At 65.5% G+C, this 21278-nt stretch carries 17 protein-coding genes; 13 read left to right on the plus strand and 4 right to left on the minus strand.

The window, feature by feature from the left end:
• Positions 1-223: 223 nt before the first annotated feature.
• The 3 genes from ACFTWF_RS05090 to ACFTWF_RS05100 form a co-directional block, all read right to left on the minus strand.
• Positions 224-1432 carry a cytochrome P450 gene (locus ACFTWF_RS05090; protein WP_378460173.1) on the minus strand — a complete coding sequence of 403 codons (1209 nt, stop codon included), beginning with the start codon at positions 1430-1432 and terminating at the stop codon, positions 224-226.
• Between the two features lie 56 nt (positions 1433-1488).
• A complete protein-coding gene (locus ACFTWF_RS05095; RefSeq protein WP_378460174.1) occupies positions 1489-1935 on the minus strand; it encodes a flavodoxin domain-containing protein in 447 nt (148 codons plus the stop codon).
• A gap of 62 nt (positions 1936-1997) precedes the next feature.
• On the minus strand, positions 1998-3278 hold the full coding sequence (locus ACFTWF_RS05100; protein ID WP_378460175.1) for an FAD-dependent oxidoreductase: 1281 nt from the start codon (positions 3276-3278) through the stop codon (positions 1998-2000).
• Between the two features lie 565 nt (positions 3279-3843).
• Here ACFTWF_RS05100 and ACFTWF_RS05105 point away from each other — a divergent pair.
• The 7 genes from ACFTWF_RS05105 (at position 3844) to ACFTWF_RS05135 (ending at position 13579) form a co-directional block, all read left to right on the plus strand.
• Positions 3844-5928: a hydantoinase/oxoprolinase family protein gene (locus ACFTWF_RS05105; RefSeq protein WP_378460176.1), complete on the plus strand. Its 2085-nt coding sequence runs from the start codon at positions 3844-3846 to the stop codon at positions 5926-5928.
• Positions 5925-7682, plus strand: coding sequence for a hydantoinase B/oxoprolinase family protein (locus tag ACFTWF_RS05110; protein WP_378460177.1), 1758 nt, complete (start codon positions 5925-5927; stop codon positions 7680-7682). The genes ACFTWF_RS05105 and ACFTWF_RS05110 overlap by 4 nt, the downstream gene beginning before the upstream one ends.
• Positions 7683-7762: 80 nt before the next feature.
• On the plus strand, positions 7763-8908 hold the full coding sequence (locus tag ACFTWF_RS05115) for a saccharopine dehydrogenase family protein (protein WP_378460178.1): 1146 nt from the start codon (positions 7763-7765) through the stop codon (positions 8906-8908).
• 93 nt (positions 8909-9001) lie between these two features.
• Positions 9002-10051, plus strand: coding sequence for a 3-keto-5-aminohexanoate cleavage protein (locus ACFTWF_RS05120; RefSeq protein WP_378460179.1), 1050 nt, complete (start codon positions 9002-9004; stop codon positions 10049-10051).
• 124 nt (positions 10052-10175) lie between these two features.
• The gene (locus tag ACFTWF_RS05125) at positions 10176-11123 is read left to right on the plus strand and encodes an NADPH:quinone oxidoreductase family protein (protein WP_378460180.1); all 948 of its coding nucleotides are present in this window, start codon (positions 10176-10178) and stop codon (positions 11121-11123) included.
• Between the two features lie 67 nt (positions 11124-11190).
• The gene (locus ACFTWF_RS05130; protein WP_378460181.1) at positions 11191-11979 is read left to right on the plus strand and encodes an enoyl-CoA hydratase-related protein; all 789 of its coding nucleotides are present in this window, start codon (positions 11191-11193) and stop codon (positions 11977-11979) included.
• Between the two features lie 97 nt (positions 11980-12076).
• Positions 12077-13579, plus strand: a complete 1503-nt coding sequence (locus ACFTWF_RS05135; RefSeq protein WP_378460182.1) for a class I adenylate-forming enzyme family protein — start codon at positions 12077-12079, stop codon at positions 13577-13579.
• Positions 13580-13595: 16 nt separating this feature from the next.
• Here ACFTWF_RS05135 and ACFTWF_RS05140 read toward each other — a convergent pair whose 3' ends face one another.
• Positions 13596-14291, minus strand: coding sequence for a TetR/AcrR family transcriptional regulator (locus tag ACFTWF_RS05140; RefSeq protein ID WP_378460183.1), 696 nt, complete (start codon positions 14289-14291; stop codon positions 13596-13598).
• 336 nt (positions 14292-14627) lie between these two features.
• Here ACFTWF_RS05140 and ACFTWF_RS05145 point away from each other — a divergent pair, with 336 nt between their 5' ends.
• From ACFTWF_RS05145 to ACFTWF_RS05170, 6 genes are all read left to right on the plus strand, one after another.
• Positions 14628-15329, plus strand: coding sequence for a TetR/AcrR family transcriptional regulator (locus ACFTWF_RS05145; protein ID WP_378460184.1), 702 nt, complete (start codon positions 14628-14630; stop codon positions 15327-15329).
• A gap of 400 nt (positions 15330-15729) precedes the next feature.
• Positions 15730-17262: a Re/Si-specific NAD(P)(+) transhydrogenase subunit alpha gene (locus ACFTWF_RS05150; protein WP_378460185.1), complete on the plus strand. Its 1533-nt coding sequence runs from the start codon at positions 15730-15732 to the stop codon at positions 17260-17262.
• Positions 17263-17276: 14 nt separating this feature from the next.
• Positions 17277-18716, plus strand: a complete 1440-nt coding sequence (pntB, locus tag ACFTWF_RS05155; protein WP_378460186.1) for a Re/Si-specific NAD(P)(+) transhydrogenase subunit beta — start codon at positions 17277-17279, stop codon at positions 18714-18716.
• A 46-nt stretch (positions 18717-18762) separates the two neighbouring features.
• The gene (locus tag ACFTWF_RS05160) at positions 18763-19110 is read left to right on the plus strand and encodes a cupin domain-containing protein (protein WP_378460187.1); all 348 of its coding nucleotides are present in this window, start codon (positions 18763-18765) and stop codon (positions 19108-19110) included.
• 33 nt (positions 19111-19143) lie between these two features.
• On the plus strand, positions 19144-19533 hold the full coding sequence (locus ACFTWF_RS05165) for a cupin domain-containing protein (RefSeq protein WP_378460188.1): 390 nt from the start codon (positions 19144-19146) through the stop codon (positions 19531-19533).
• 96 nt (positions 19534-19629) lie between these two features.
• The gene (locus ACFTWF_RS05170; protein WP_378460189.1) at positions 19630-20883 is read left to right on the plus strand and encodes an MFS transporter; all 1254 of its coding nucleotides are present in this window, start codon (positions 19630-19632) and stop codon (positions 20881-20883) included.
• Positions 20884-21278 lie beyond the last annotated feature (395 nt).

Consider the following 21278-nt stretch of genomic DNA (forward strand, 5'->3'; position numbering starts at 1 on the left):
TCGGGCCGGGCGAGCGCGGAGCGATGGGCCGAGGGGCGGCCGCCCGGCGGCGAAGCGGCCGAGGCTCTGGACGGGCGACTTAATGATTGATAAATGGCCGGGGCATCGGGGCCGGACGCGGGGGAGGCTGTCCGGCTCCGGTGGGCGTCGGATATCGCGCGCCGCCGGGACCGGGATCCGAACGGGTGCCCTCGGGTGTGCGGACCCGAGGGCACCCGTTGTGTCAGGACAAGCGAACGGTGAGGCCTTCGCAGTTGCGGTGCCGATCCGAGTTCATCCACACCGGTTCCCCGACGACCTCGATCGTGCTGTACCGATCGGCGAGCACGTCGAGGACGGCTCGGGCCTCGGCGCGGGCGATGGCCTGGCCTGCGCAGTTGTGGGTGCCGACACCGAACGCGATCGCCATGCTCGCTTCCTTCGGACGGTTGTAGTCGAAGACGTCCGGGTTGGGGAACACCTCCGGGTCGCGCAAGGCCGCTCCGAGGACGAACCGGATCCGGACACCCGCCGGGATGTCGACGCCACGGATCTCGAGCGGTGTGGTGGTGAACCGGTCGAGGGCGACTTCGGGGAGGGACCGCCGGATCACCTCGTTGATGATCGCCTCGCGGGAGTCCACGTTCTCCTTGTATGCCGTGAAGACCTCGGGGTGGGCGGCCAGGTCGACCAGCGCCGAGGCCATCACCTGCCCGGGGTTGTGGGCAGCGGACCCCCACAGAATCTGAATCGACTCCTTGAGCTCGCGTTCGGTCAGACGCCCCTCGTCGACGGCGGTGATCATCTCGTCGAGGAGCATTCCGTCACCGCGATTGCGACGCTTGGCCTCGATGAGCTTCTCGGCCTGGAACATCATGTAGCCGAACCCCTCGTGGGCGCGGGTCACCTCGTCCGCGGACGGGTTCCATCCCATCGACATCATGGTGAGGTTCGTGGCATGGATGTACGGGAAGCCGTCCTCGGTGTCCACGCCGAGGGCGTGCGCCATGGCATCCTGTGCCGGTTGGACGCCGAGGGCGCTGTGCGCCTCGATGATGCCGTCGGGACCGATCCGGTCGAGGGCGGCGCCCGCGCTGTCCGCCGCCGTCTGCGCCCACTTCTGAACGGCCTTCGGGGTCAGCCAGCCCGCGAACGAGCGGCGGATCCGTCGATGGCGTTCCCCCTCGGTGAGCAGCACCGAGTTGAGGTTCGCCGCCCACGGGCTGTCACCGATGCCCTCCTCCGGCACCGCCAGCAGTGAGGGATGTTTCGCGTACTTGACGACGTCCGCGTATTTGCTGACGACGATGCTGCCGTCGTCGACGGTGAGGATCGGCTTCTCGGCGAGCAGCCGGTCGAACCACGGCCAGGGCGCCCGGATGAACTCCGGGTCCTCCCACGGGAGGTAGTCGGTTTCCGGTGACTGGTCGGTGAGAGTGAGATTCTGGGTCATGCGCTACTCGTTTCGATCTCGCAGATGAGGTGTGAACGTCCGGCGGACAGGTGCTTTCACAGGGCCTCGGCGATGTTCTCGGCCCACGTGACTGCCACGTCGGTGAACGGTTCGCCGCTGACGGCGTCGTGGCGGCCGGTCTCGCCGACCTGGCGGGCACCGAGTTCGTCCAGGGTGGCGGCGAGGATGGTGATCGCGTTGTTGTAGGTCTCGTAGCTGCTGTCTCCGAGCCCGAACGCGGCGAAACGCAGATCGGACAGGTCCGGCCGGCCCTCGACGAGTGCCTGCTGGAACGGCGCGGTGGTGGCGGGAAGTTCACCCTCGCCGTAGGTCGAGGTGATTACAACGATCGTGCCGGCTCCGGGGAGGTCGGCGACGTCGAAGTCTTCCATCGCTACGGTTTCCGCTTTCACGCCGGCGTCGTTGAAGGTGTCGGCGATGTCGTCGGCGACCAATTCGGCGTTGCCCGATTCGGTGCCGAACAGAACCTTGATGGTGCTCATGTGTCAGTGTGCTTTCTTCTCGATTGAGTGCCTGAGGAGGGCGTCCGCAGACGCCGGGTGATTCAGCTCGTGGCGTGCGCGATCGCGAGCATTTCGTCGAGATCGGTGATCTTGCGGCGGCAGCGCCCCGTGTCGGCGTTGCGGCGCTCGGCCTCGTCGATCGCCTGCCAGCCGGCGAACCCGACCGTGGTGAGGGGTAGGTGCGGCTCGATCGCCGCCAACCCCGGGGCCCCGTGCGGAATGACGCCGCCGGCCACATCCGCGACGATGGTTTTCGCCACCGTCTGGGCATGCTTGCGGTTTTCGGCGATGTTGCCCCGGCCGCCCCGGTCGAGCCAGCCGACACGGTAGACATGTGCCCCCGACCAGGCCGCGACCGGGACGTCGTCCCGGTCGTCGTCGGCCTGGCAGAAACCGATCGCGGTGATGACGGCGTCCGCGGCGAACGACTTCGTCTCGCCGGACGCAATCGCGACGTCGAGGACGGTACGGGTGTCGTCGCGGCGCACAGCGGTGGGGACGGTCTCGAAGTGGAACGTGACCCGGGTTCGCCCGGTCGAGTCGTCCTCGGTGGTCACCGCAGGCTGCCGCTGTGCCTGACGCAGCAGTTCTGCCACGGCGCCCTGCGCCGAGTCGTCGAGCCCCTCGACGTCGATACCGATGCTGTCGAGACCGCACAGCTCGCGCAACATCGCCAGGTCGAACTTGGCGTTCTCGGCCGGCGACCGGCCGATCACGCGGATGGATTTCGGCGGCGTGGGCCGCAGCAGATCCCGTGCCCGGTCGTGGATGTCGGACCCGGTCAGATGATGTGCGGGCTTCGTGAGCAGCCGCACGACGTCGACGGCGACGTTGCCCTGACCGATGACGATGAGGTCGTCGCCGAGTTCCTCGTCGAGGGGAGCGGACGATACCGTGGCTTCCTCGGGGAAGGCGTTGAGGGTACGCAGGAGTTTGCCCGCGCCGATGACGTGGGCGCCCTCGTCCCGCGGAATCGGCAGCGCGCGGTCGTCGGGAAGCCCGGTGGCGATCACCACGATGTCGAAGGCGTCGGTGATGGTCTCGAAGTCGATGTCCACCCCGATCCGGGTGTTGCCGACGAAGGTGATGCCACTGCGTTCGAACATGCGATCGAATTGCCGGGTGACGGCCTTCGTGCCCTGGTGGTCGGCGGCGACACCGTAGCGGACCAGTCCGTACGGCACCGGCATGGCCTCGAAGATGCTGATCTCCGCTCCGGGTAACTCCTTGCGCAGGAACTGGGCCGTGTAGCAGCCGGACGGACCGCTGCCGATGACGGCGACGGTGGGACTGGGCTGCGCGAGGGGCTGATTGGCGCTCACAGATGTCTCCTTGTGATACCTGGGGCACGGACGTCCCGCGGGGTGCGGGCAGGTCCATCGATTCGCGATCCGGAAGGTGTCGAGGGCCACCTCGAAACATTGCCGTTGACGTGATCGACGCCATACTTGCGAATGAATGTTAGCTTGAGATCGTGTCCTGCACCACTCCCGGGGGCAAACTTTTCCCAACCCACTGACGGGAGCCCGGATCCCTGTCCTCTGCCGTGCGGGGGAAGGGGTGACGGTCCCTCTGGAGGGATGAGATTCGACGCTTGCGTCGAGTCTGCCGAGAAAATTGCTGGTGAGCGGCCTGGCTGTGTCCGGGGTCGGCGCCGGCCGGGATGTACAGGGTCGAGCGGAGGCGGCGCCGCCCTCCTGGGAGATTCGGTCTTGACACGCTTCCTTACGACCCGTTAAATGATCCTCATGACGCGAAGGTGAACCAGATCACCTCGGGTGCGACAGCGACGGAAACGTCGAGGGTGCTCAGTCTCGGGCCGACCACACGCCCTCCCCGCCACCGATGGCGGACACCGACTCAGGCATGAATCGCAGGGAGAATTCGATGGGTTTCAAGGTCTCCGCCGACACCGGCGGAACGTTCATCGATGTCGTTATTCAGGACGCAGCATCGGAACAGGTGATCGGCAAGTCGCTCACCACACATGACAGGGTCTTTCGTGGACTGTCCTCCGCATTGGAGGCGGCGGCCGGGGAACTCGGGCTGACCGCGAAGCAGGTCCTCGACGACACGGACCTGTTCATCTACGGCACCACGCGTGCGACGAACGCGATCATCACCCGCAATATCGCCAAGACCGCGCTGCTCTCGACCGAGGGGTTCGAGGACGTGCTGCTGCTGAAGGAGGGCGGCAAGCAGGACGGGTACGACTTCACCAAGCAGTACCCCAAGCCGTACATTCCGCGCAGTCACACCTTCGGGGTCCGCGAGCGGGTCAATTCCGAAGGGGAGGTCGTCCTCGACCTCGACGAGGACCACCTCGCCGAGACCATCGAGACGATCCGCGAGGGCGGTTTCGAGGCGGTCGCGGTGTCGCTGCTGTGGTCGGTGGTCAACCCGGACCACGAACTGCGCGTGGAGAAGAAGATCGCGGAGCTGGTCCCGGACCTGCCGGTGACGCTGTCGCATCAGATCGCGCCGATCGTCCGCGAGTACCGGCGGACCTCCGCCGCCGCGATCGACGCATCCCTGAAACCACTGATGCAGCACCACTTTCGGGAGCTCGAGCAGGACATCCGCGACTTCGGCTACCAGGGCACCATCCTCGTCTCGACGAGCATGGGCGGGGTGATGAACATCGAGGAGGTCATCGAGTCTCCCATTCACACCGCGCGCAGTGGCCCGTCGATGGCCCCGCTGGCCGGCCTGAACTACTCGCAGCTCGAAGGTCTCGGTGGCGACATGATCGTCGCCGACACCGGCGGAACCACCTTCGACGTGGGCCTGTCGCGGGACGGTTCGGTGGTGCACTCACGTGACACCTGGCTCGGACCCGAGTGGGAGGGCGACCTGCTGGGCATCTCCTCGGTCGACATTCGCTCGATCGGCGCCGGCGGTGGCTCCATCGCGTGGATCGACGAGGGTGGCCTGCTGCGCGTCGGCCCGCAATCGGCCGGTTCCGAACCCGGACCGGCGTGTTACGGCAACGGCGGAACTCGGCCCACCCTGTCCGACGCCGCCTGTGTGCTCGGCTATTTCGACCCGGACTACTTCCTCGGCGGCCGGATGAAACTCGACGTCGACGCCGCGACCACGGCGATCAGCACGCTCGCCGACCGGTTCGGGATCAGTGTCCACGAAACCGCGTGGGGCATTTTGTCTCTCGCCAGCGAGGCGATGGTCAAGGCGGTCCACGAGATCACCATCGCGCAGGGCCTGAATCCGCAGGACAGCACCCTCGTGGCCGGTGGCGGCGCCGCCGGAATCAACATCATGAAGATCGCCGCGGAACTCGGCACCCAGCGGATGGTGCTGCCGAAGGTGGCCTCCGCACTCTCGGCGTCCGGTATGCACTTCGCCGACATCGTCAAGGAGGAGTCGAGCGCCCTGATCACCTCCTCGGACGCCTTCGCCGCCGACGCGGTCGACCGTGTCCTCGATGCCCTCGAACTGCGGTTGGACGACTTCGCCCAGCGGTTCGGTGGCGAGCACCCGGACTACACCGTCGAATTCGGTGTCGAGGCCCGGTACAAGTCGCAGGTGTGGACCATCGACGCCCCGCTGCCCTCACATCGCCTCACCGCGGACGGTGACCAGGACAAGCTGTTCGACATCTTCCACGACCTGCACCACCGGATCTTCGCCGTCCGCGACCCCGGCTCGGCGATCGAATTCCTCAACTGGCGAGCCCGGGTGACGATCAACCTCCCCCGGGTACGCCACGAATACCCCGCGGCACCGGCCCGCGTCGGTCAGGCGACCGCCACGCGCACATGCTATTTCGGCGGTATCGGCGAAGTGCAGACACCGGTGTACAAACCGGCGGAACTGTCCCCCGGCACCCAGGTGAGCGGCCCCGCGATCATCGAGGAACCCACCACCACACTGGTCGTCTTCCCCGGCATGTCGGCGAAAGTCGCCGACTCCGGCAACTATCTGCTTTCGATCGGCAACGAGGAGTCCAAATGAGCGAGGCACAGTTCGACGGTGTCCGCACCGCGATCATCGCGAACAAAGTCGACGGCATCGTGCGGGAGATGACGAACACGCTGCTGCGTACCGCACGCTCGGCCGTCATCAACAGCGCCCGGGACTTCTCCTGCGCCATCCTCACCGCCGACGACGAGCTCCTCGCCGCGGCCGAGGCAGTACCGGTGCATGTCTTCGGAGCGCAGCTGCAGGCACAGGCACTGCGGGCCGCACATCCGAACATGCGCGAGGGCGACGCCTACATCGACAACAACCCCTACATCGGCAACTCGCATGCGGCCGACCACACGATCCTGGTTCCGGTGTTCGTCGACGGCGAGCACGTGTTCACCGCGATCGCGAAAGCGCACCAGGCCGACACCGGCAACTCGGTCCCGACGACCTACCACGCGGCCGCCAAGGACGTGTACGAAGAAGGCGCCGTCATCTTCCCGACCGTGAAGGTGCAGTCCGACTACGAAAACATCGACGACATCATCCGAATCTGCCGGACCCGCATCCGGGTGCCGTCGCAGTGGTACGGCGACTTCCTCGCCTCCGTCGGTGCCGCTCGGGTGGCCGAACGCCGGCTGAAGGAGCTCGTCGCCAAGTACGGGCTCGACACGATCCGCAACTTCACCCGCGACTGGCTCGACTACAGCGAAAACGTCATGGCCAAGGCCATCGAAAGCCTTCCTGCCGCGACCCTGCAGAACTCCGGCCGGCACGATGCGTTCGATCCCTACCTGCCCGATGGCCTGGATTTCCACGTGAAGATCGAGATCAAACCGCAGGACGGCGAGATCCATGTCGACCTGACCGAGAACGGACCCAACGTCGACTGCGGCCTCAACCTCACCGAGGCAACCACCCGGGCCGCGGTCTTCGCCGGGGTGTTCAACGCGATCCCGGCGACGATCCCGAAGAACACTGGCGCGTTCCGCCGGGTCACCATCGACATGAACGAGGGTTCCGCGGTCGGAAAGCCGAAGTTCCCGCACAGCTGCTCGGTGGCCACGACCAACGTCACGGACCGGTTGATCAACTGTGTCGGCTCCGCGTTCGCCCAGCTCGGCGAACCCTATGGGGTGGCCGAGGGTGCCGTGGGTGTCGGTGCCGGATACGCGGTCCTCTCCGGCCACGACCACCGCTCATCGGATGAATTCGTCAACCAGTTGTGCATCACCGCCAACGGCGGCCCCGGCAGCGCCTACGCGGACGGCTGGGTCACCTATGGTGTGCCGTGCACCGGCGGGCTGATGTACCGCGACTCGGTGGAAATCGACGAGATCAAGATACCGATCATGTACAAGCACCTGCGCATGGTTCCCGACACCGGTGGAGCCGGAAAATTCCGCGGCGGGCCCTCGTTCGAATATGCCTACACCCCCAAGGACGAACCGATTTCGGTGATCTACCCGTGCGACGGTCAGATCACCCCCTCCAAAGGCGTGCGGGGCGGCAACGACGGGGAGCCTGCGGCGGCCTGGTTCGAGACCGCAGACGGCGCCCGCCGGAAACTGCCCAACGCGGTGGAACTGGTACTCCAACCGGGGGAGACGATCCACGGATTCGACGCTTCCGGTGGTGGTTACGGTTCACCGTTCGAGCGGGACCCGCGGCTCGTCCTCGAGGACGTCCTCGAAGGCTGGGAAACCGTCGAGCACGCCACCGCCACCTACGGCGTCGAATTCACCATGACGGCAGACGGTCTGACCGTCGACGAACAAGCCACGTCGCGCCGACGCGCCTGAGCGCCGACCGGCAGCCCGATCTGTTTCCACGTGCCGGATTCCGACGAACGACAACACGGACAAACGAAAGAAGATGGTAGATGAGTAAGCCGACGGTGGTCGTCCTCGGCGCGGCCGGTGCGCAAGCATCCGGACTGCTCCGCGGATTCGGCCGATCCGACACAGAACTGAAGCTGGTGTTGTGCGACCGCGCGTGGAACGACACGCCCCTCGAGGTCGGCACCCAGGAAGTGCACCGCGTCCTGATCGACCTTCTCGCTGAACCGGACAAGCTGCACGAGATCCTCACCGATGCCGATCTCGTGGTGAACCTCACCGGCCCGTACTACACCCTCGGCCCGATCATCCTCGACGCCGCCATTGCCGCGGGCACCGACTACCTCGACATCTGCGACGACGCCGATGCAACGGAACTGTTGCTGCAGCGCGACGAGGCCGCCAAGGCCGCCGGGGTGACCGCCCTGGTCGGGATGGGCTCGGCACCGGGCACCACGAATGTCCTCGTGCGGCTGGCCCTCGATGCCTTGCCCGCCGGCGACGCCAGCGCGTCGATCACCTGGTGCGTCGACGCCAAGGACATGGTCGGCGCCGTCGTGCCCCACTTCGCGCACTCGTTCAGCACGGCAATCCCCGAACTCGGAGGCACGCCGAGCTGGGACACGCTTGCCCCGGAACGGATCTCGTTCCCCGAACCCATCGGGGAGCAGCTCGTGGTCACCCTGAGCCATCCCGAGGTCCTCACCCTGCCCCGGTTCACCCGGGTCACCGACGCCCGCAACAAGGGCGGTCTCATTCCCGAGGACTTCACCCACCTCGGCTGGACGGTCTCACGCCTGCCCGAGGGACCCCAGCGGAACACGGCGATGCACAACATCTTCGAGACCGCACGTGTCGCCCACGCCGACCGCGAACCGGTCGGCTCGGGCCTGATCGTCGACGTCCGCGTCGGCAGCGAGGGCATCACCTTCCTGTCCGGCGGACAGATGAGCCAGGAGGACGCGACCGGCACCCCCGCGGCCGCGGGTTCCCTGGTCGCCCTCCAAGGGAACGTCCCGGGTCCCGGCGTGGTGTCACCCGAGGTCCTCGAACCCGCGGACTTCTTCTCGGCACTGCGCGGCGTATCGGCGGGCGGCGGGGGAATGACCGCCTACCGCACCCGGGACGGCGACATCGTCGACCACGTGCGCATTCGCGACCTGCTCACCGTCAACGCCGTCGCCGGCTGACCCCACTCTCACCACCCTTACCCACACAGACTCGAACACCTTTGTTCCCCGCGGCCATCGACGCGGGCGGTGTCGAACAGAAAGGAAATCACCATGGCGAAAGTCAACTGGGACCGCATCTCTCGTGGAGTAGCCCGCGAGCAGGAAAAGATGATCTGGCGACCCTACGGGATCCCGACCGTCCTCGACCTGGAGAACTCGGCGTTCCACGACGCTCCGATCTCCGCCCCGTGGGACGTTCCCGAAAAGCTCGTGGTCTCGGTCGCGATCACCGGCGCATTCTTCCGCAAGGACCAGAACCCGAACCAGCCGATCACCCCGGGTGAGATCACGGACTCGGCCCGCGAGGTGACCAAGGCCGGCGCGAGCACCGTGCACGTCCACGTCCGCGACGACGAGGGCTACAACGTCCTCTCCCCCGACCGGTTCCGCCAGGTGATCAGCCCCCTGCGCGAGGAATTCCCCTCGCTCGTCGTGGACGGCTGCCTGGTGCCGGCGCTCGACGGCGAGTGGGAACTGATGAAGCAGGTCCTCAACGAGGGTGTCCTCGACGCGGCACCGATCAACACCACCGCCACGTACATTGGCGACTCGCTGTTCGTCAAGCCCGCGCCGATCATGATCGAGAAGGTTCGGCTGATCAACGAGGCAGGCTCGAAGCCGGAGATCGCGGTGTACACCGACGCCGACGTCTCCAACGCTGACCGGTTCCTGATCAAGTCCGGCCTGATCGACACCCCGGCCGTCTGGCTGGTGCTGCCCGCGCTGCCCGGGTGCAGCCCGATGGAGAACCCGCGCCAGATGATCGAGGGCCTCACTCGCACGGTCTCGGCGATCAAGGACATCGACCCGGACGCGTTCATCATGGTCTGTGCCGCCGGACGCGCGTCGTCGCATGTCGCAGCCCTCGCTGCGCTGATGGGCCTGCACATCCGCGTCGGCATGGAGGACACGTACTGGATGTGGCCGCACCGTGACGACAAAGTCGAGTCCAACCTCCAGGCTCTGCAGATGGGACAGACGATCTCGCAGGTCGTCGGCCGGCCGGTCGCGACGCCGGAGGAATACCGGGCGATGCTCGGACTGCCCGCCCAGAACCCGCACGTCGACGCCGGGAAGATCCCGGCCGGACAGGGCGCCTGAGGGTAGGTCCGAGCCCCCTACCGAGGCGGGCCCGCATCACCCAGTTGTGCGGGCCCGCCCCGGCCCCGCCACACCACGTGGCAGCGCTGACTGCAAATAGAAATGGAGAACTGAGTTGCGTGCAGTGTGTGTAGTAGAACTCGACGGACCGTCCGCCCTGGAGGTCCTGGAACGGGACGTACCGGTGCGCGCCGCAGACGAGGTTCTCGTCGAGGTGAAAGCAGTCGCGCCCGCCTTCCCCGACCTGTTGATGTCGCAGGGAAAGTACCAGATCAAACCTGATCTGCCGTTCAGTCCGGGCTCGGATTTCGCCGGAATTGTGCTGGAGAGCCCGGAAGGATCGGAATTCGTTCCCGGTTCCCGGGTCGCCGGCTGCCTCAGTTACGGCGCCGCCGCCGAACGGGTGGCGGTGACCGAGGACCGCCTGTACCCGCTGCCCGACGACATGGGTTTCGTCGAAGCCGCCGCCATCCCCATGAACTACCTGACGGCGCACTTCGCCCTCGTCACCCGCGGAAACCTGACCAAGGGGGACTGGGTGATGGTGCTCGGGGCCTCCGGAGGTGTGGGTTCAGCGAGCATCCAGGTCGCCGCCGGACTCGGGGCACAGGTCGTCGCGGTCGTCTCCGACGACGCCCGGGCCGAGGTCGCCCGCGAAGCCGGGGCCCACCACGTGGTGCTGCGGGACGAGGTGCCCGACAAGGTCCGCGACCTCACCGACGGCCGGGGTGTCGACTTGGTGGTCGATGTGGTCGGCGGCGACATCCGCAATGCCCTGCGCACGCTGGCACCGGGTGGACGAGTCATGGCCGTGGGGTTCGCCTCGGGCGAGATCCCGACGGTGAAGGTGAATCGGCTGTTGCTGACGAACACCGACGTGCGCGGGGTCGAATCGGCGTACCTGTGGACGGCCGGGATCAGCAGGCAGGCGTGGGACGACCTGATGATCCTCAACGGTGACGGCTACCTCAAACCGTTGGTCCAAGAGGGGGGCTCGCTCGGCGACTACGCCGCGGCGCTCGAGAACCTGTCGGCCCGCGGTGTCCTCGGACGCGTGGTACTGACCGTGTAGTGCCCCCGGCGACGGTGCTTCGCCGACCGCCGCTGTGGGACCTGTTCACCAGACCGAAGGAGACACGATGACCTCGACAGACGACGTCCGCGTCGAGATCGACGGACCCGTTCTGATCGTCACCCTGGACCGGCCGAAGGCGAACGCGATCGACGCCGCGACCAGCCGATCGCTGTACGAGGCATTCTCGCTGCTCCACGCGGACGACACATTGCGAGTCGCGGTCTTGACCGCAGCCGGTGAACGTTTCTTCAGCGCCGGCTGGGATCTCAAAGCAGCGCATGCCGGCGAATCCGCTGACGCCGACCACGGCCCCGGTGGATTCGCCGGAATCACCGAGCTGTTCGACCTCGGCAAGCCGATCATCGCGGCCGTGAACGGATCGGCGTACGGAGGCGGCGTCGAGCTGATGCTTGCCGCGGACCTCGTCGTCGCCTCGGACACGGCAACCTTCACGTTCCCGGAAGCCGGGCTCGGTGTCCTCCCCGATGCCGGTGGGGTCATCCGACTCTCGTCGCTGCTGCCCCGGCCGTTGGCGCTCGAGTTGCTCCTCACCGGCCGCAACTTCAGTGCCGCCGAAGCGCAGCAGTGGGGCCTGATCAATCGTGTCGTCGCAGCCGACCGGGTCCTCGACACGGCGAAAGAACTGGCCCGCCAGATCTGCGCCGCCGCGCCCCTGTCGATTGCGGCGACCCTCGAGATCGTCGACGCCACCCAGGGCCTCCGTCACCAAGAAGCATTTCGTGTGACGCGGAGCGAACTACCCATCGTTGCGAAGGTCGCCACGTCCGCAGACGCCGAGGAAGGTGCACGCGCCTTCGTCGAGAAGCGCCCGCCACGGTGGCGGGGGTGCTGACACCGAATCGTCGTCGGCACGCACCGACGACACGCATCATGCGCATTAGAAATTCAGGAGTCTGACGGTGAATCACCAGTATTTTGACGATCGTCCCATGCCCTATCCCACGCTGTCCTCGGCGCTTCGACACTGGGCCGCAACCACTCCCGAAGCGCTCGCCCTCACCTCGGCCACCCTCGAGCTGAACTACGCGCAGTTCGCGGACCGTGTATCCCGGTGCATGAGGTGGCTGGCAGATCAGGGAATCAGGCCGGGCGACCGGGTCGTCATCGTCGGCCACAACGACGTGCCCTGGATCGTGCACTACATGGCGGTGTTGTCCCTCGGCGCCGTGATCGCCCCGGCGAACAACCGGTTGAACCCGAGTCAGTTCGCTGCCCAGGTCGACCTGCTCGGGGCCACTCTCGTCCTGGCCGACCAGGCCCACCACGAGATCGTCGCCGAGGTACCGGTCGAGAACGTTCGAGAACTCGCCGACGATTACCTCACGGGCGCCCCGATGCCGTTCCCACCGCTGGACCCGAACGCGCTCGCCTTGATCAGCTTCACTTCCGGCACTACTGGAAAGCCGAAAGGCGCGATGTTGAACCAGGCAGCTCTCGCCGAGGCGTCCTGGGCCTTTGTCCGGGTGCTGGGGACCGAGCAGCACGATTCGACGCTCGTCGTCGTTCCGATGTTCCACAACACCGGCTTCGTCGATCAGTTCGGACACATGCTGTTGCTCGGAGGACGCACGGACCTGTTGTACAAGTTCCGCACCCAGGACGCGGTCGCGGCGCTGGCGGCGCGACCGGTGACGTATCTGGCCGCGGTGCCGAGCATTCACCGGCTCATCATGCTCGCCGACGGTGCCGAGCAGGCGCTCGCGTCGGTGCGGGTGCTGTTGTACGGCGGATCACCGATGCCGGCCGCGTGGATCGACGAGCTGCTCGCGAAGTGGCCCCAGATGCAGTTGTTCCACGGGTACGGGATGACCGAATACGGTTCCGCGGTCTCGTTTTTGCCACCGAAGTATGCCGAGAGCCGCGGTGAGTCCGTCGGATTCGCAGTGCCGGGCACCGCAATCCGGATCGTCGGAGAAGACGGGAAGGATGTGGGGCCGGGGGAGGTCGGGGAAATGTGGGTGCAGGGCCCGACGCTGATGGAAGGCTACTGGCGCCAGCCTGAGCTCACTGCCACCAAGATCGAAGCCGGCTGGCTTCGCACCGGTGATCTGGCCCGGCTCGATGACGGCTTCTACTACATCGAGGGACGCGTGGACGACGTGATCAATCGCGGTGGTGAAAAGGTCCTTCCCGCGCACGTCGAAGGCCTCATGGCGGAATTGGATTCGGTGGGACAGAGCTGTGTGTTCGGGATCGCCGATGCGATCTTGCAGAACCGTATCTGGGCCGCGGTGGAAGAACGGCCGGGCCACTCGCTCGACGCAGAGCACGCCCGCGGCGTGCTGCGCGATCAGCTACCCGATTATGCAGTTCCGGAACGGATTTCCGTGCTCAACCCGCTTCCCCGCACGGCGAGCGGAAAAGTGGACCGCCGCGCGGTGATCGCGCATTTCACCAGGCTCGTCGACGAGGGAATCCTGGCCTCCCGTTGATGACACTGACGGGCGATCAGGGCTCCGTGGTCAACTCGTCGGGCTGTGCCGTGCGGCGAGAGGCGACACCGACCAGCCTCCGGACCAGGCCGTCGTACCGGTTGGCGACCGCAGCCACCGACAGCTCACCTTCCGGGTTGTACCAGGTGGTGACGTACTCGCAGAGTGTGATGATCGCGAAAGCCGTCGTCTTGATGTCGTCGACGGCGAATACACCGTCGTCGACGCCGTCGCGGAGAATGGATCGAACCTGTTCGACGTAATCGATTTCCATCTTGATGACGGGTGCCAGACGATTTTCGGGGACCTCGGCGGTGAGTCCTGTGACGCTCATCGTCAAATCGAAGGCCCGCGCGTACTCCACCTTTTGCAGTTGCCACGTGACGTGGGCGCGCACCAGCTGGCTCAGTTTGAATACCGGATCGTCGTCGGTAATCGACTCGCGAACATAATTGAGGAAATTCTCCATGGCCATTTCCATGGACGCCACATAAAGATCTTCCTTCGACCGGAAGTACCAATACAGCGCCGGCGGCGAAATGCCGAGTTCGTCTGCAACCGCCTTCAGGCTCGTGCCCGAGTACCCGTTTTTGTGAAACAACTGCAGTGCGACTTCCATGACGCGGTCGCGTCCGACGGTATCGCGACTCCCACCGGGCCCTTTGCCCGCCCGCTTGGTCTCGCGGCTCTCTGTACCGTTCTTCGACGCCATACTCGGTCCTCGCTCGGTGTTGTCCTCGGCTGACAGGCGGTGGAGCAGGTTCACGGTGTGTCCGTGGTGGTGGACCGCGAGCCCGGAGCCAGGCGCTTCCTTAACGTTCAATCGATTCATACCATACCGCCACTACCCTGCGGATTCGAAAGGCGGGCGAGGAGCAATCGCGTTGGCAAAAATGTCCGTTTTTGTCGTCGCTCGTGTTCGGGGGAGACCGTGATCGAGCTTCCGGGGAACGTGTGCTGTAGTGCGCCTCGTCGTCCGGGCGGGCCGCGTAGGCTCCGAAGTCGGACCGCCCCGGCGGCCAACCGAGACAGGATCGAGGATGCTGAATTGAAGACGAGTGCGTCGGAGGAAGGTGGCGGGCCGGAGATGGCAGATCTAGCACCGCGGTTGCGGTCCGCCGAGCTGCTCCGTCAGTACCTCGACAAGGTCGATTGGTCGGATATGTCCTACCGGCGTCGGCAAATTCTCGAAGCATTCGTCACGCTGGCATCCACGATCGGGTACGAGTCCGTTTCGATGCGCAGACTCGGGGAGATGGTCGGTGTCAAAGCGCCCAGCATCTACCGCCATTTCGCGAACGGGCGGGACGAAATCGTGACCGAGGCCTTTCGCTGGCACTTCTATCGTTTCGCATCCGCTGTCCTCGAAGAAGTCGACAAGACCGACAACGTCCAGGATTTCTGGGACGCAATGGTCCGGGTGCACCTCCAACGCCAATTGGAAAGTCCGGAAAACAATCTATGGGACATCCTGATGGCGATGGACCGTATCGCCGGCTTCCTGCCGTCTGAAACGCGTGCGGAATATTATGAGTGGTGCGGCCTGTACGAGCGGATGTACGCCGCTGCCGCAGGCGAGATGGGATACGAGTTCGCCGAGGCCGAAAAGTTCGTCAAGCTCGTCGTGAAGGTGCTCGACACCGCCTCGGAATGGTGCCGGTGGGACGGTACGAAAAAAGGCTTGCACCGCTGTGTCCGTCAGGCCACCACGATCAGTCGAGCGCTGCTCGCCGTCGACCTCGGCGCGTAACCGTATTCGCCGCCTCGCGCCCCGCATACCGGCGCGGGTCTCCGAGCGCGGATCCTCCACTCCCGGAGCATGATCCGAACATCTTCGGACGACCACTAGCCAAACCCGTGTAAAGAAGCTAACTTACGTTAGCGGGACGAGTCGCCACGATGGTCTCCGACCCATTCCACAGCAGCGGCAGTCTGGGGACATCGACTCGGACGACGCCGACTCGCGTCACCAAGATGGGCGACCAACTACACCGTCCCGCCAAGCGTTACTTGACCAGGTGCGGCCCCGCACTGGGGTACTACTACCGCGGTGACCTGCCCGTCGGGCGCCGCCAGTGCACATGCGCGGCCTTCGAAGCTGGAACCCCAGGGGAACGCGCTCACCGCCATGACAGAGAAGGGACCACAGAGTGCTCATCGGAGTAAGCAAGGAGACCACGCCTGGTGAGACACGAGTCGCGGCAACCCCGGCGACCGTGGTGCAACTGCGCAAGCTCGGGTACGAGGTAGTCGTCGACGTTGGTGCCGGAGCCAAGGCCGACTTCTCGGACGCCGCATACCTCGACGCCGGGGCGAGCGTCGGGGACGCTCTGTCTGCCGATATCGTCTTCGGGGTCAACGGACCGTCGGTGGATCAACTCGATCGGCTGAGGCCGGGTGCCACCGTCGTTGCGATCCTGAGTCCGGCATTCAAACCCGAACTGGTCGAAGATTTGTCGCGCCGTCCGATCACCGCGCTCGCCATGGACGCGGTGCCGCGGATCTCGCGTGCCCAGTCATTGGACGTGCTCTCGTCGATGGCCAACATCGCGGGGTACCGCGCGGTCGTCGAGGCCGCTCATGCCTTCGGCCGATTCTTCACCGGACAAGTCACCGCTGCGGGCAAAGTTCCCCCCGCGAGAGTGCTGGTGGCGGGAGTCGGCGTGGCGGGTCTCGCGGCGATCGGGGCCGCCGGCAGCCTCGGCGCGGTAGTCAAAGCGACCGACCCGCGCCCCGAGGTGGCCGATCAGGTCAAATCCCTGGGCGGGGAGTATCTCTCGGTGGCGTCCGCGGACGTCGAGATCAGCACCACCGGTTATGCCAAGCAGATGTCCGACGACTACAACGCCCGGGCTGCCGCACTCTATGCCGAGACGCTTCCGGAGACGGACATCGTCATCACGACGGCACTGATCCCGGGACGGCCGGCGCCTCGGTTGATCACCGCCGAGATGGTCGCTGCCATGAAACCCGGCAGTGTCATCGTCGACATGGCGGCCGCCAACGGCGGCAACGTCGAGGGCACCGTGCCCGGTGAGTCCGTGGTCACCGACAACGGCGTGACCATCATCGGCTACACCGATCTCGCCGGTCGACTCCCGGCGCAGGCCTCACAGCTCTACGGCACCAACCTCGTCAACCTGATGAAACTGATGACACCCCACCAGGACGGCGAACTCGTCCTCGACTTCGACGATGTCGTGCAACGTTCCATCACGGTCGTGCGGGACGGCGAGCCGACCTGGCCTCCGCCGCCGGTACAGGTGTCGGCAGCGCCGGTCTCAGCGGCAGCGACGTCCGGCGATGCCCCAGCGCTCACGGTTCCCAGACAATCGATCTCCACCGGCAGGAAGCTCGGTATCACCGGGGTCGCTGCCGCACTACTGTTCGCGTTGATCGCTGTGTCGCCGACCGCCTTGCAGGTACACCTGAGCGTCTTTGCCCTGGCAATCGTGATCGGCTACTACGTCATCGGCAATGTGCACCACGCGTTGCACACTCCACTGATGTCGGTGACCAACGCGATTTCCGGGATCATCGTGGTCGGTGCGATGCTGCAGATCGGTCACGACAATACGGCTGTCACAGTGATCTCGTTCGCAGCGATCCTGCTCGCCAGTATCAACGTCTTCGGCGGCTTCGCGGTGACCCGCCGCATGCTCGCCATGTTCTCGCGGTCCTGAGAGGCTGATCAACCTTGATATCAATCGAATCGGCCGCCTACGCGGCCTACCTCGTGTCGGCGCTCCTGTTCATCCTTGCGCTCGGCGGGCTGTCGAAACATGAGAATGCGAAGATGGGCAACAGCTTTGGGATCGCCGGCATGACGGTGGCGCTCGTCGCGACCATCGGGTTGGCGATCGACCGCGGCATTTCCGGCATCGGCCTGGGTCTGCTCGCGGTGGCGATGCTGGTCGGCGCCGCGATCGGTCTCCAGCGGGCAAGGGTCGTCGAAATGACGGGCATGCCCGAGCTGATCGCCCTGCTGCACAGCTTCGTCGGACTCGCAGCGGTGTTGGTCGGGTGGAACGGCTACCTGCACGTCGAGCATGACGGCAGCACTGACGCACGCACCCTGGAAGGGCAGGGCATGCTCGGCATCCACTCCGCGGAAGTGTTCATCGGTGTCTTCATCGGCGCGGTGACCTTCACCGGCTCCGTCGTCGCCTACCTCAAGCTCTCGGGGAGGATCAGGTCCTCGCCACTGACGCTACCCGGCAAGAACGTCCTGAACCTCACCGCGGTGGTCGCTTTCGGCGTGCTCACCGTGTGGTTCGTGCTCGACCCGCAGCTTTGGTTGCTCATCGCCGTCACGCTCCTCGCGCTGCTGGTCGGCTGGCACCTGGTCGCGTCGATCGGTGGTGGCGACATGCCGGTCGTCGTGTCGATGCTCAACAGCTACAGCGGCTGGGCCGCGGCCGCCTCGGGCTTCCTGCTCGAGAACGACCTGCTGATCGTCACGGGCGCACTGGTCGGCTCGTCCGGTGCCTACCTGTCCTTCATCATGTGTAAGGCGATGAACCGGTCGTTCTTCTCTGTCATCGCCGGCGGCTTCGGGATCGAGGCCGGGCCGAGCGAGGACACCGACCACGGGGAGCACAGTGAGACCAGCGCGGAGGCTGTCGCCGAATTGCTGTCGGCTGCCGACTCGGTGATCATCACCCCGGGCTACGGCATGGCTGTAGCGCAGGCCCAATACGGAGTCGCCGAGCTGACCCGCAGGTTGCGTGAGAACGGCGTCGACGTCCGGTTCGGTATCCATCCGGTCGCAGGCCGCCTGCCCGGCCACATGAACGTGTTGCTCGCCGAGGCGAAAGTCCCGTACGACATCGTCTTCGAGATGGAGGAGATCAACGACGACTTCGCCGGCACTTCCGTCGTCCTGGTGATCGGCGCCAACGACACCGTCAACCCGGCTGCGGCCGAGGACCCGGGTAGCCCGATCGCGGGCATGCCCGTGCTCACCGTGTGGGCAGCCGACAACGTGGTTGTCTTCAAACGGTCGATGGCCGCCGGCTACGCCGGCGTGCAGAACCCACTGTTCTTCCGGGACAACACCCAGATGCTCTTCGGCGACGCCAAGTCGCGGATCGACGAGATCGTCAGCGCGCTGGCCAGTCTCGGCGCCACCGTGTAACCACGCCGGTGGCGCGCAAACAAAACAACCACAGAAGGAAACCGTGATGACCGTTCCAGCCCTGACCGCATATATCCCAGCCGCAGCGGAGACCGAACTCGAGGACTGGGGACCGCTACCGGAAGCGACCGGACCCGAAATGACCACCGCCGGCGTCACGATGTGGGAAGAAGGTGACGCGTCGGCCGGAATCTGGGAGTGCGCGCCCGGCCCGTCGTACTGGAAACTGGAAACCCACGAGGTCGTCCACATCATCGCGGGGCACATGACCATCACACCCGACGACGGGACGTCGTTCGAATTGAAATCCGGAGACACCGCGGTATTCCCGCGCGGCTGGTCCGGGAAATGGGACCTCCACGCAACGGTCCGGAAAGTGTTCGCAGTCTTCTGATCCGTCCGCATTTCGAGGAGAGGAATCCTGATCGTGAACGTTGCCCCAACCGGACCGGTCCTGACTCCCGCGGCGGGGCTCGAGCCGGTGTCGGACAAGTACCCGCGGATACGGTCGCGGTGGATCGTGCCACCCGGACCCGACGGGTGGTCGGGATACGCGATCTCGGAATGGGAACTGCTGCAGGCAGGATTCACGGATCACCATCCTCACGACGAGAACGCTTTCGTCCTGGCCGGCGCGCTCCACGTCGAGGTCGACGGCCTCGAAGTGGTCGCGCGGGCGGGAGACAACATCCGTGTCCCCGCCGGCAAGACCGGAAAGTACTGGGCACCGGCCTTCGCGCGGATGCTGGGCATCTACGGCCCCAACCCCGGCGGCGCGCCGTCGCACTATCTCGAGTACTGGGAGATCGATGACTGAGGAGCAATACACGACCTGCCGTGGCGTCTCGCTTCCGTCGCGTGAAAATCGGACAACTCGTATCGAGAGCTGCACTCCAGCGATAATGGAGGTTTCGTGACTCAGAACGCGGTGAAGCGACGCCGATACGCACTCTTCACGCTCTTCCTGGTACAGGGTATTGCGCTGGCGTCGTGGGTTACTCGGACACCAGCGATTCGTGATGCAGTACACGCGTCCACGGCGGAGATGGGTTTCATTCTGCTCGGGATGTCGATCGGGTCGATGACCAGCGTGCTTGCCGCCGGTCCCCTTGTGTCGAGATTCGGCACAAAGCCTGTGGCAATCGTGGGCACTTGGGGGATTGTCCTGAGTATGCCGCTCATAGGCGGCGGGACGACAATGCACTTTGCGCCCCTCGTCGCAATCGGGCTCTGCTTCTATGGCCTCGGTATCGGCAGTGTCGAGGTTGCGCTGAATGTGGACGGAGCGCAGGTCGAACGGGTGACCGGAAAACCGGTGTTGGCTGCCCTGCATGGATTCTTCAGTCTCGGCACGGTGATTGGGGCGAGCGCAGGGATTCTGTTCACGTGGAACGGGTTCGCGGTCGGCTGGCACCTTCTCATCGTCGGCGCGTTGGTCTGCGTCGGCCTCCTCAATGCTTCGCGGTTCATCCCACCGGCCACGGGACGCCGAGACGGTCGAGTCGAAGGTGGGGAATCGAACGTCGAATCGTCGCTGGCGATCGCGAGAGATCCGCGTCTTGTGATCATTGGTGTCATCGTTCTGGCGATGGCGCTCGCGGAGGGCACGGCTAACGATTGGTTGCCTTTGATCATGGTCGACGAACACGGATTCGATGCCAGTTGGGGATCCGCGAGTTACGCAACTTTCGCGGCAGCCATGACCGTCGGTCGGTTCGCCGGCAGCCGAATCCTCGAGGTGATCGGTCGCGCAGCGGTACTCCGAGCGAGCGCCGTCTTCGGCGCGGGTGGTCTCATCGTGGTGATCTCCGCGGAAAGTCACGCGCTCGTGGTCGCGGCTATCGTGTTGTGGGGCCTGGGCGCCTCGCTTGGATTTCCCGTTGCGCTTTCGGCTGCCGGAGACTCGGGACCAAATAGCGCAACACGCGTCAGTGTCGTTGCAACTATCGGCTATCTTGCCTTCCTTGCCGGTCCGCCCGTCATCGGACTGATCGGTGACAACGTGGGTTTGCGGGCAGCTCTGGTCTTGCCGCTGAGCTTCGTGATTGTCGCCATCTTCCTGACACCAGCAGTCCGCTCGAGAGCCGCGGCAGACACCACAACGGCGGTTTCCCGGGAAGGTTCGCCACCGCGCCGCTCTCCCGCGCGTGTCACCTCCACCGACTAGACGCGGATCTACGAGAGGGGCGGATGGATTCGGTCTCATTGCGCGACCGGCCTGGATCTATGCGACCTCGGAGCCACTGGCTGACCGAGTACGGCATACATTTGCCTGATCGTGTGGATGCGGTGGGCTACAGAAGCCGCCGCAGAGACCCTCGAGTCGGGCAACGACGCCGTGGTCTTTCTGTCTGCCGGGTTACGCACGGTTCTCTCACAGGAATGGACACGGCTCGGTGACCGCCGCTATCTCGTCGGCCTGACGCTCGGCGCGGGCGGAATCGGTGGCCACGTGCTGGTGATACCGGAGCGGGACGCGCCTGGCATCGGGTGCAGCGCACCGAACTCCGCGCGAGAGGCGGAACGGATCTCCCAGCGGCGGTCTCCGCAGAGCCGCGGCGA

The sequence above is a fragment of the Rhodococcus sp. NPDC056960 genome (assembly GCF_042674125.1).
Classification (GTDB): domain Bacteria; phylum Actinomycetota; class Actinomycetes; order Mycobacteriales; family Mycobacteriaceae; genus Rhodococcus_F.